Annotated in this window: 8 protein-coding genes; 6 read left to right on the top strand and 2 right to left on the bottom strand. The window is 68.8% G+C overall.

Annotation, left to right across the window (positions count from 1 at the left end; genetic code table 11):
• The first annotated feature begins 81 nt into the window (after positions 1-81).
• The gene (locus tag D514_RS27885) at positions 82-1,104 is read left to right on the top strand and encodes a LacI family DNA-binding transcriptional regulator (RefSeq protein ID WP_017829632.1); all 1,023 of its coding nucleotides are present in this window, start codon (positions 82-84) and stop codon (positions 1,102-1,104) included.
• A gap of 10 nt (positions 1,105-1,114) precedes the next feature.
• Here the strand turns inward: D514_RS27885 and D514_RS38950 are convergent, their stop codons facing one another.
• Positions 1,115-2,551 (bottom strand): hypothetical protein, encoded by a 1,437-nt coding sequence (locus D514_RS38950; protein WP_017829631.1) that lies wholly within the window; start codon positions 2,549-2,551, stop codon positions 1,115-1,117.
• Positions 2,552-2,714: 163 nt separating this feature from the next.
• On the opposite strand from D514_RS38950, the gene D514_RS27880 reads away from it, so the two are divergent.
• The 5 genes from D514_RS27880 (at position 2,715) to D514_RS27860 (ending at position 10,460) form a co-directional block, all read left to right on the top strand.
• Positions 2,715-4,004 (top strand): ABC transporter substrate-binding protein, encoded by a 1,290-nt coding sequence (locus D514_RS27880; RefSeq protein WP_017829630.1) that lies wholly within the window; start codon positions 2,715-2,717, stop codon positions 4,002-4,004.
• 35 nt (positions 4,005-4,039) lie between these two features.
• Positions 4,040-4,993: a carbohydrate ABC transporter permease gene (locus tag D514_RS27875; protein WP_017829629.1), complete on the top strand. Its 954-nt coding sequence runs from the start codon at positions 4,040-4,042 to the stop codon at positions 4,991-4,993.
• On the top strand, positions 4,990-5,907 hold the full coding sequence (locus D514_RS27870) for a carbohydrate ABC transporter permease (RefSeq protein ID WP_017829628.1): 918 nt from the start codon (positions 4,990-4,992) through the stop codon (positions 5,905-5,907). Before D514_RS27875 ends, D514_RS27870 begins: the two co-directional genes overlap by 4 nt.
• Entirely contained in the window at positions 5,904-7,370 is a 1,467-nt protein-coding gene (locus D514_RS27865; RefSeq protein ID WP_017829627.1) for a family 20 glycosylhydrolase, read from the top strand. Before D514_RS27870 ends, D514_RS27865 begins: the two co-directional genes overlap by 4 nt.
• Before the next feature lie 81 nt (positions 7,371-7,451).
• Complete coding sequence (locus D514_RS27860; protein ID WP_017829626.1) at positions 7,452-10,460, top strand: glycoside hydrolase family 38 C-terminal domain-containing protein; 3,009 nt, start codon at positions 7,452-7,454, stop codon at positions 10,458-10,460.
• A 24-nt stretch (positions 10,461-10,484) separates the two neighbouring features.
• Here the strand turns inward: D514_RS27860 and D514_RS27855 are convergent, their stop codons facing one another.
• The gene (locus D514_RS27855; RefSeq protein ID WP_017829625.1) at positions 10,485-11,828 is read right to left on the bottom strand and encodes a DUF2252 domain-containing protein; all 1,344 of its coding nucleotides are present in this window, start codon (positions 11,826-11,828) and stop codon (positions 10,485-10,487) included.
• Positions 11,829-11,858: the final 30 nt, after the last annotated feature.

Genomic DNA, 11,858 nt, shown 5'->3' with positions numbered 1-11,858 from the left:
GATTTAGTAGCACGGTATCAGTGTTGGGCTGTTGTGCACAGTCCAAAAACCGCCTGAGACCTGTATCGCTACAGTTGGGGCATGTCCAAAGCGAAGCGCGTGACCATCACGGACATCGCCCGGCTGGCAGGAGTGTCACCGGGAGCCGTGTCCTTCGCGCTCAACGGCCGCCCGGGCGTCAGCGAGCAGACCCGGCAGCGCATCCTCGACATCGCCGAGGAGCACCAATGGCTCCCCAGCTCCGCAGCCAGGGCACTCGTGGGAGCCCGCGCCGGCGTCGTCGGATTCGCGGTCAACCGCCCGGCCGACACCCTCGGCACCGAAGCCTTCTTCACCGACCTGATCGCCGGAGCGCAGTCCGCTCTCGCCGCCAGACGCATCGCGATGCAGATGGTGCTGGTCTCCTCGATCGAAGAGGAGGTGGCGACCTACAGGCGCTGGCGCAGTGCGAATCAGGTCGACGGAGTGATCGTGATCGACCCGCGAGACGACGATCCCCGCCTCCCCGTCCTGCGCGACCTGCCGCTGCCGGCGGTCGTGATCGGCAGTGACGCCTCGGAGGACGGGCACCCTGCGACGATCTGGCTGGATGACAGTCAGGTCGCCCACTCGCTCTTCGACTACCTCGTGGCCTTGGGGCACCGTTCGATCGCCTATGTCGCCGGGCCCGCCGAGTTCCAGCACACGCGTCTGCGCACCGACGTGCTCCGCGGGTTGAGCGGCCGCGGCGTCACGGGAGAGACCATCGCCACCGACTTCTCGCCGGCCGCAGCCTCCGCCACCATGCGTCGTCTGCTGAGCCGTGCCGACCGGCCCACCGCCGTCGTGTTCGACAACGACGTGATGGCGATCGCCGGACTGCGCGTGGCTCAGGAGATGGGGCTGGCCGTGCCGTCCGATCTCTCCATCGCCTCGTTCGACGATTCCGTCGTCGCCGGACTCGTGCACCCCTCGATCACCTGCATCACCCGCGACACGTTCGGGCTCGGGGCGGATGCGGCGGAGTTCCTGCTCGAACAGATCGACGCCGCCGAGATGCTCCCCGATCGGGTGGCCGCGGTCCCGCAGCTCACGGTTCGCGAGAGCACGGCCGCGCCGCGCTGAGGGGGAGAGCTCAGACGACGGTGTTCCGTGAGGCGTACTCGGTGCGCTCGACGACCGGTCTGATCAGTTCGGTGATCCCGCGCGCGGCGAGCACCTCGGGTCGGGCCGCGTCGCTCGACGTGACGATGGCGGGGTCCGCGCCCGCTTCGCAGGCGTCGACCCAGGCCTGGAAGATCGTGCCGCCGGGGCTCATCGCGCCGCGGCTGACAGGCGTGTCGTTCTCATCGACCTCGACGACGATGCCGACGCTCCGGGCGGGGGCGGGCCTGCGCTCGCGCAGCTCGGGGATGAGCTCGGCGAAACGGCGGCCGATCGGCTTGGCCTCGCCGTTCTGATCCACGAGCCCGAGCGTGTACTCGAGGTCGGGGAAGTCGGCGAGACTGCGGCTCACGTCGTGCGAGCACCACCAGGTCACGCCCCAGAGGTTCTCGGTGCGGGCGACCGAGCGCAGGGTCGCCTCGAGGAAGTCGGGTGTCTGTGCGGGCGTCAGGCAGTTCGACGGGGCGCCGACCTCCTGCAGCCAGATGGGTTTCGCGGGGTCGGTGGCGAATCCGCGGGCGAGCTCGATCATGTACTCGGCGTGGCGGTCNACCGAGCGCAGGGTCGCCTCGAGGAAGTCGGGTGTCTGTGCGGGCGTCAGGCAGTTCGACGGGGCGCCGACCTCCTGCAGCCAGATGGGTTTCGCGGGGTCGGTGGCGAATCCGCGGGCGAGCTCGATCATGTACTCGGCGTGGCGGTCGGACGCCACCGACCGCCCGCCGTACCTCTGCGCGGTGCCGTTGAAGATCCACGAGTGCACGGTCGTGATATCGCCAAGGCGCGAGGCCAGTGCGGGGGTGAAGCCGTGTCCGTCCATGTACCAGGCGGCGTCGTATTCGCTGTGCACGTGCTGCTGCGCGGGGGCCGCGGCGTGCGCGGCGTCCAGGAGAGTCGTGATCCAGTTCGCGGCCTCCGCCTCGGTGACCGGCCACGGGGAGGGATGCGTCTGCGCCGAGAACTGGTTGGTCTCGTTGCCGAGCGTGAAGCCCAGGAAGTTGGAGGCGCCTCCGAGTCTCTCGCCGAGGCGGGTGACGAGTTCGGCTTGGCCGCTGAGTGCATCCGGGTGCGTGAACATGTTCTTGTCATGCCACGTGAACAGCCATGACGGGATGAAGTCGAAGCTCGACAGGTGTCCCTGGATCACGTCGACGCTCGCATCCAGCCCGAACTCGGCAGCGACATCGACCACGGCCCGCACGTCGTCGACGGCCTCGTCGCGGATCAGCGTGCGGTTCGGCTGCAGAACGGTCCAGAGGGGGAAGATGCGCAGGTGGTCGAGGCCCAGGTCGGCGAGGGCGGCGAAGTCGCGGCGCACCTCGTCGAGATCCAGCGACATCCACGCGTGCATCCACTGGGAGCGCGGGGTGTAGTTGGCGCCGAAGCGCAGCGGGGCGGCGGAGATGGTCATCGCTGTCCTTTCCGGGACCGACGGTGGGGGAGCGGCGTGCGGCGGGGCTGGACCCCGAGCGCGCCGTTATGGCATGCTATGGTCACTATATCGTTTTAGTAGGGGTTGTCACAGCGACTCGAACGAGACGCCGCAGCCTGGATCACTTCGAAGGAGAATGTCCATGAAGATCCGCACCAGTGTCGCCGCAGGCATCGCGGTGGCCACAGCATTCGCGCTCACGGCCTGCACGGGCGGGGCCTCGACCTCCGGCGGATCGGCCGCGGACGGGGAGGTGGGGGGAGAGATCTCCTTCCAGACCTGGTCGCTCAAGAACGACAAGTTCACCCCGTACTTCGAGGGCGTCATCGATGCCTTCGAGAAGGAGAACCCCGGCACCACGGTGAAGTGGATCGACCAGCCCGCCGACGGGTACGAGGACAAGATCCTGCAGCAGGCCGAGTCCGGCGAGCTGCCCGACGTCATCAACCTCCCGCCCGAGTACGCCTACTCGCTGGCCTCGGCGGACCAGCTGCTCGACCTGGGCAGCGCCTCGAAGGTCATCGGCGACTACGTCGACGGCGGTGTCGAGGCCTACACGTACGACGGCATCGACGGGTCGTTCGGCTTCCCGTGGTATCTCGGCACCGAGCTCAACTACTGGAACACGGCGCTGCTCGCGCAGGGAGGCGTCACCGCGACTCCGCAGACGTTCGAGGAGACGATGGATGCGGCCGAGCAGCTCGCCGCCGCCGGCATCCAGACCATCTCCGACGTGCCGAGCCCTAAATCGCTCCAGATCATGGTGTCCGACGGCGGGGGCACGCAGGATGTGTACAAGGACGGGAAGTTCGTCTTCAACACGCCCGAGGCGGTTGCGATCGTCGAGCGCTATGCGGAGCTCTACAAGGCCGGCGCGATCTCGCCGGAGGCGCTGCAGAACGCCGGCACCGCGAATGCCAACATCAACAACTTCAACAAGGGCACGGTGGCCTGGGCGACCGCAGGCCCGAACTACATCGACAAGGACATCGCGGTCAACGCCCCGACCCTGCTCCCCGACGTCGACGTGACCAACGGCTTCGGCAACCCGCCGCTGTTCGTGCAGGGCATCAGCGTCTCGGCGAACTCCGACAACGCCGCCACTGCTCTGGCCTTCGCCGAGTTCCTCACGAACACCGATAACCAGATCGAGTTCGTGAAGCTCGCCACCGGGTTCTTCCCCGGCACCAAGGCCGCGAACGAGGACCCGTCGGTGTTCGCCGAGACCGCCCAGAACGAGATGCAGGCCACGGCCAACGACCTCGCCGCCTCGCAGATGAACGACGCGCGGATGCTCGGCGCCCCGCAGTTCACCGAGGCCATGGAGACCTACGCCAAGCAGCAGATCGCTCTCGCGGTCAAGGGTGACATCACGGCGCAGGAGGCCCTGGACAAGGCCGTCGAGTACGCGGAGCAGAACGTCGTCGGCTGAGCCGATGACGCGGAGATGAAGGGGGTGGATGCCTCATGAGACGACAGCGCTGGTACACGCCGTACCTGCTCGTGCTCCCCGGTGTGATCTGGGTGTTCGTGTTCGCCCTCTGGCCGTTCCTGAACACGATCGCCCTCGCGTTCACGGACGCCCGCCCCCTTCGTCCCGCGCAGTTCGTGGGACTCGACAACTTCGAGAAGATGCTCGGAGACGACCGGTTCGGCTATGCGTTGACGACGTCGCTCGTCTACGTCGTGGTGTGCGTGCCGCTGCTGACGTTCCTCCCCCTGCTGCTCGCGCTCCTCGTGCACAGCAAGATCCCGGCGATCGGCTTCTTCCGCACCACGTTCTACTTCCCCGTGATCGCATCGGCGGTCGTGGTGGCGATCGTGTGGGAGTTCCTGTTCTCCGGAAGCGGCACGATCAACTCGGCGCTGAGCTTCTTCGGGCTGATCGATCGGCCTGTGGAGTTCCTCTCCGATCGGTGGCTCCTGATCGGCTGCGCCATCGGGCTCACGGTCTGGAAGGGGCTCGGCTACTACATGGTCGTGTATCTCGCAGCGCTCGGAAACGTCGGACGCGAGCTGCATGAGGCCGCGGCGATGGACGGAGCAGGACGCTGGCGCCGCTTCTGGTCCGTCACCGTTCCGGGTGTGCGCGGTCCGATGATGCTCGTCTCGGTGCTGGTGTGCGTGGGGGCGATGCGTGTGTTCACCGAGCTGTACGTGCTCTCGGGCGGTTCCGGCGGCCCCGGCGGACAGGCGATGAGCATGGTCATGCTCATCCAATCGATGGGCAAGGGTCTCAACGGTCAGGTCGGCTACGCCTCGGCCATCTCGCTCGTGCTGTTCCTGCTCACCCTGGTGCCCCTGGCGATCGTGGGCGTCGCGAACAACAGCGACACGATCAAGGAAGCCCTCGCCGGACGGCGCGCGGCCAGGGACGCGAAGCTCGCCAGGCTCGCAGCGGCAGAGGAGGCCAGGCGATGACGACGACGCGAGCGATGGTCACTCAGGAGAGCACCCCGAAGGAGCGGCGCGATCGGCCCTACCGCACGCGAGGTTCGGCCGACATCATGAAGCCGTCCCTCGGTGGTCTGATCGGCAAGTACGCGCTGCTCATCGGCGTGCTCGCCATCATGGTCTTCCCGTTCCTGTGGCAGATGTCGACCTCGTTCAAGGGCGCGGCCGAGAACATCTACGACTTCCCGCCGTCGCTGATCCCGAGCGCGCCGACCCTCGACAACTACGCCGAGGTGTTCCGCACGATCCCGGTGCTCGACTACGCGTGGCACTCGCTGCTCGTGGGCGTCGGCACCGTGCTCACCAACGTGGTCTTCGTCACGATCGGCGGCTATGCGCTGGGCACCATGAAGTTCCGCGGCAAGTGGATCGTGCTCGCGATCTTCTTCTCGACGCTGCTCCTGCCCGGCGAGGTCACGCTGACGAGCCAGTACCTCACGGTCAAGTCGCTCGGCCTCGCGAACACCCTGTGGGGCGTGTTCCTCCCCGGAGCCATCGCGGCGATCAACGTGCTGCTGATGATGGCCGCGTGCCGCATGATCCCCCCGGACACCCTGGATGCGGCGACCATCGACGGCGCCAACACGATGCAGCGTCTGCGCCACATCGTGTGGCCGAACGTCCGCGGCATGGTCTCGGTCGTCGCGCTGTTCGCCTTCATCGGCGCCTGGGACGACTTCCTCTGGCCTCTGGTCGTGCTGTCGGATCCCGCGAACTACACGCTGACCGTCGGCATGCAGTATCTGAGCTCGAACTTCGCCGCGAATCCGCGCGTGATCGCGGCGGGGACGATGATCGCGCTGGTGCCGATCATCCTGCTGTTCGCGGTGCTGCAGCGGCAGTTCTTCAAGGGCGTCGAAGAGGGAAGCGTCAAGGGGTGACCGCGCTGCACGACACCGGCCGCGCCCACAGCCCGCGTGCCTGGCTCGCGATCCCGCAGCCGACGACGGCGGAGCTGTCGAGCGGCGTATGGAGACCCTCCACGGTCAGGGTCACGGCCGATGACCCGATGCTCGCTCGGGAGGCGGAGCGGTTGACCCGGGAGCTCGCAGCCCTCGGCATCCCGGACGGCGAAAGCTCTGTCGTGTGTCTGCGGCGAGACGACAGGGCCGACGAGTCGTTCGAGATCACGGTCGGCGAGGACATCGCGGTGTCCGCAGGCACCGCGGCCGGGGCGTTCCGGGCGACACGTCAGCTGCTGCACAACCTGCGGGCGCAGGGCCTCGTGCCGCACGGCCGGGTCTGCTCCGCGCCCGTGGTCGCGGAGCGCGGGTTCCACCTCGACGCCGCCCGCAAGCACTTCCCCGCGCCGTGGATCGTCGACCTGCTGCACGCGCTCGCCGACGTCGGCGTCACGACCTTCCAATGGCACGTGTCCGAGAACGAGGGCTTCCGGATCGGCTCGGAGGCCTTCCCCGAGATCGTCTCGAGCGCTCATGTCACCCGTGCCGAGGCCCTGGTCGTGGCCGACACCGCCGCCGACCTGCACATCGACCTCGTGCCCTCCCTCGACATGCCGGGCCACCTCCGCCACGCCCTCGCCGCGCATCCGGATCTCCGGCTGCCGGACGCCGGCGGCCTGCCGACCGATCATGCGCTGGACATCACCCGCGCCGCGGCGATCGACTTCGCCGCGGCGCTGATCGACGACGTCGCCGCGCTGTTCCCGCGCAGCACGCGCTGGCACCTCGGCGGCGACGAATTCGTCGACTTCGCGCGCATCGAGGAGTACCCCGCGCTGGCCGCCGCCGCCAGGGAGCAGCACGGCCCCCGCGCCACCGGCTTCGACCTCCTGACCGCGTTCGTGAACGCCCTGTCGGCGCACCTCCGTGCACGCGGCCTCGCCCCGCGCGTCTGGAATGACGGGATGCTCCGCAGCGAGACCGTCGCCCTCGACCCGGATCTCGTGCTGACCTGGTGGACGAACTGGCACGTCGAGATGCGGCCGCTCGCCGCCGCCGTCGACGCGGGGAACCCCCTCGTGAACTTCCACGACGCCCTGTTGTACTACGTCCTCGGAGAGAAGACGGGCTACACGTATCCGACGAGCGCGCGCATCTGGGAGTCCGAGTGGCACCCGGGTCTGTTCCCCGCGCTCCCGGACGGCACCCGGCAGGAGATCCCGATGCCCTACCCCGCTCGGCTCCTCGGCGCCTCGTTCTCCGTCTGGTCCGACGATGCTTCGGCGCAGACCCCCGAAGAGGTCGCCGACGGCGTCCGCAGGCCGCTGCGGGCGATGGCCGAGCGCGCATGGAACGGCATCAGCGCACTCTCGCACGATCAGTTCTGCGAGATCGACGCGGCGATCGGTGTCGCGACCGCCCCGGGGCCGTGCGCCCGGTAGCGTCGAGCCGTCTGCACCGATCCGAGTCATCCCTGTTCAGAACCCCGTCCCCCACCCACCGTCGAGCCCGGAGACCCACCCATGCATGACGACACCTCGCTCACCGTCGGCCGCGTCAAGCGCGTGCTCGAGGAGCGCATCCGCCCCGCGATCCACTCCGCTTCCGTGCCGCTGGGCGTCGAGATCCGCGAGCTGCCAGGGGAGCCCATCGCTCCTGCCGAGGGACTCGCGCTCGACTTCGAGCCCGGTGCGGTCGGCGCTCCTTGGGGGCCGGCCTGGGGCACCACCTGGTTCAAGCTCACCGGCCGTGTGCCCGCCGAGTGGGCGGGGCGTCGTGTCGAGGCCCTCATCGATCTCGGCTTCGACGTGAACATGACCGGCTTCCAGTGCGAGGCGCTGGCCTATCGCCGGGGTGCCGCGGATTCCGACCCGGTCCCCGTGAAGAGCATCAATCCGCGCAACCAGTGGGTGCCGATCGCCGAGGCCGCCGCGGGCGACGAGCCCGTCGAGCTGTACCTCGAAGCGGCATCCAACCCGGTGCTGCTGGACTACCACCCCTTCCTGCCGACGCAGGAGGGCGACATCCTCACCTCCTCGAAGGAGCCGCTCTACCGCACGCGCCGGATGGATCTGGCGGTGTTCGAGGAGGAGGTCTTCGACCTCTCCCTCGACCTGGAGGTGCTGTTCGAGCTGCAGGCCGAGCTGCCGGCGACCTCGCCACGGCGCATGCGCATCCTGCAGGCCATGGACGACGCGCTCGACGTGCTCGACCTACAGCGCATCGTGGCGACCGCGCCCGCCGCCCGCGCCCGCCTCGCCGACGTGCTCGCCGCGCCCGCCGAGGCGAGTGCGCACCGCATCTCGGCCGTCGGACACGCGCACATCGACTCGGCGTGGCTGTGGCCGGTGCGGGAGACGATCCGCAAGGTCGCGCGCACCACGTCGTCGATGACGACGCTCATCGACGAGCATCCGCAGTTCCAGTACGGCATGTCGAGCGCGCAGCAGTACGCGTGGATCAAGGAGCACCGCCCCGAGGTGTGGGAGCGGGTCAAGGCCGCGGTCGCCGCGGGCCGCTTCCTGCCGCTCGGCGGCATGTGGGTCGAGTCCGACACCGTGATGCCGACGGGGGAGTCGCTCGTGCGGCAGTTCTCGCACGGGCAGCGGTTCTTCGAGCGCGAGTTCGGCATCCGCTCGAAGGGCGTCTGGCTGCCGGACAGCTTCGGGTACTCGCCGGCCCTGCCGCAGCTGATGCGCCGCGCCGGGTTCGAGTGGTTCTTCACGCAGAAGATCTCCTGGAACCAGCAGAACGTCTTCCCGCACCACTCCTTCCTGTGGGAGGGCATCGACGGTTCGCAGGTGTTCACGCACTTCCCCTCGATGGACACCTACAACTCGCAGCTCAGCGGCATGGAGGTCGCGAAGGCCGCTCGCCAGTTCAAGGAGAACCGCCTCAGCTCGCGGTCGATCGCCCCGGTCGGCTGGGGTGACGGCGGCGGTGGCACGACCCGCGAGATGACGGGCAAGGCCGAGCGCCTGCGCGACCTCGAGGGCAGCGCGCAGGTCGTGTGGGAGCACCCGGACGACTTCTTCGACGCCGCCAAGGCCGAGCTGCCGAACCCGGCGGTGTGGGTCGGCGAGCTGTACCTCGAGCTGCACCGCGGAACGCTCACCAGCCAGCACGCCACCAAGGCGCTGCACCGGTGGGCGGAGCACGCGCTGATCGAGGCCGAGCTGTGGGCCGCGACCGATGCCGTGCGTACCGGCGCCGCGTATCCCCAGGCCGAGTTCGACCGGCTGTGGCAGGCCGTGCTGCTGCACGAGTTCCACGACATCCTGCCGGGCACGTCGATCGCGTGGGTGCATCGTGAAGCTGTCGCCGTGTTGTCGGATGTGCTGTCGGATGCTCGCGACATCGCGGTTGCCGCCCGCCATTCGCTCGCCGGCGAGGGTGATCGCGAGCTGCGGTTCGAGCCGACGTCGGTGGGGAGCGGTCGCGCGCTCGGCGCGGCGTTCGTCTCCGAGTCGACCGCCGCTGCGGTCTCGCTCACCGAGGAGGACGGCGGCTGGCGCCTGGAGAACGAACTCGTCTCGGTGCTGGTGTCGGGCGAAGGTCTGATCGTCTCGGCCGTCGACAAGGCCACCGGACGTGACGCCGTCGCGCCGGGCAAGGCCGCGAACCTGTTCCAGCTGCACCAGGACTTCCCGAACATGTGGGATGCGTGGGACATCGACCGGTACTACCTGGGCAGCGTCGACGACCTCACGGCGGTGTCGTCGATCGAGGCTTCGATGGTCGGCGGCTCCGCCCGGATCGTGGTCGTGCGTCCGTTCTCGGAGTCGACCATCGAGCAGACGATCATCCTCCAGCCGGAGTCGCGGACCGTGCTGCTGCGCAACGAGATCGACTGGCACGAGACCGAGAAGCTGCTCAAGCTCGCCTTCCCGCTCGACATCCAGGCCGCGCACACTGACGCCGAGACCCAGTTCGGCTACCAGTCGCGCGTCACGCACACGAACACGAGCTGGGAGGCTGCGAAGTTCGAGACCTCGATGCACCGCTTCGTGCTGGTGCGCGAGCAGGATTTCGGCGTGGCCCTGGTGAACGACTCGATCTACGGCTACGACACCTCGCGCGAGGTGTCCGACGACGCGGTCGCCACGACCGTGCGACTCTCGCTGCTGCGGGCGCCGCGCTTCCCCGACCCCGACACCGACCACGGCCACCACGAGATCGAGGTCGGCTTCGTGATCGGAGCGGATGCCGCGATCGCGACGGCCGAGGGCATCCGGATCAACGCGCTTCCGAGCGTCGTGCGCGGTGAGCGCGAGGTCGAGCCCCTCGTGTCGGTGGAGGGAGAGGGCATCGTGGTGTCGGCGGTCAAGCTCGCCGACGACGGCTCGGGCGACGTGATCGTGCGCGTGTACGAGGCGCTCGGACGGCGCACGGTCGGCGAGCTGTCGGTCGGGTTCGCACACCGCGAGGTGCGCGAGGTGAGCCTGATCGAAGACGACATCGACGACGCGCGGATCGGTGGAGAGTTGAAGCTGCGTCCGTTCGAGGTGCGGACACTGCGCATCGTGCGCTGAGAGGGGCGTCCTGGTCGGAAGTCGTCAGAGGGACGCGCGGAAGGCCTCGTAGTCGGCGAGCGACACCGCGGCGTACGCGCGGGCCCACTCGAGCAGCGCCTGCCCGAGCACCCGCCCGTTGCCGATGTAGCCGGCGACCTCGGTGGCTGTCAGCGACTGGCTGTGGGCGCGGGCGATGGTCGCGGCGCACGCCTGCCCGTACGTGATGAACGGCCCGTCGTCGAGGTCTTCGACGTCGATGCTGCCCTTCATGTCGTGGAACTGCCGCACGTAGAAGTCGGCGTTCGTGTTGCGCATGTGCCCGAGGAACGGGTCGGAGAGGGCCTGCAGGATGCGCTGCATCGCGACGACGCGCGCTCCTTCGCCGTCGGCGTCGATCACCTCCTGCAGCGCGGTCGGCTGGGGGATGCGGCCGTACTCCACCAGCACGCTCTGCGACGCCTGCTTCGGCTGCATCAGGATCGTGGCCCCCTCGCCATCCTGGAAGAGCACCAGGTAGCAGCGCGTGCCCACGCTGCCGACGCCGACCACGCGGCGTGCGACGTCGCTCACGGTGAAGTGGTCGAACAGCAGGGCGACGTCGGGGCTCGTGGTGCGGCGATACTGCGACAGCAGATCGTGCACGGCGTCGAGGAGTGCGGGGCCGACCGCGGTGGTGGTCGGTTCGTCGGGCACGAAGCGACGGCGGCCGTCGGCATCCTCCACAGTGAGCCGGCGCACCGCACGCTCGCCGGTGCGTCGCTCCGCCTGCTTCACCGCCCGGCGGATCGCCTTCTGCGAGGCCTTGTCGAGCATGGTCCGTGACGAGGCGACGTCGAAGTGCGTGAAGTAGCGGGCGGTCGGGCTCAGCTCGGTCGCGCGTGCGATGCCCCGGGCGTAGCCGGAGACGGCGGTGAGGACGGCGGTGTCGATGACCTCATCGGAGCGGCCGCTCGCCCTGCCTCCGACGACGATGCTCGCGACGAGCCTCTTCACATCCCACTCCCACGGCGCCCATGCGGCTTCGTCGAAGTCGTTGAGGTCGAACATCAGTCGTCGTTCGGCCGAGGCGTAGAACCCGAAGTTCGACACGTGGGCGTCGCCGCAGGAGGCGACGAGGATGCCGCTGTGCGGCGCATCCGCGAGGTCGGCGGCCATCAGCGCCGCGGTACCGCGATAGAACGCGAAGGGAGTCGTCGACATGCGTTCGGCCCGCAGGGGGAGCAGCTCGGGGATTCGGGAGCTGTTCTGTGCCGCCAGGATGCCGAGGGGATCGCGCGTGCCGCTCGCGAGTTCGGCGAGGGCGCGTCGCGGCGCGCGCTTTCGGGCCTCCTCGCCGCGCTCGAGGAGTTCGCGATGCGACAGCGGGCGTGTCCAGGCGGGGAGCATGAGGACATTGTGGCAGGACGCCGGGTGGAG

This window comes from Microbacterium sp. UCD-TDU (assembly GCF_000340625.1).
GTDB lineage: Bacteria > Actinomycetota > Actinomycetes > Actinomycetales > Microbacteriaceae > Microbacterium > Microbacterium maritypicum.
This window is presented reverse-complemented; position numbering and strand designations above follow the sequence as displayed.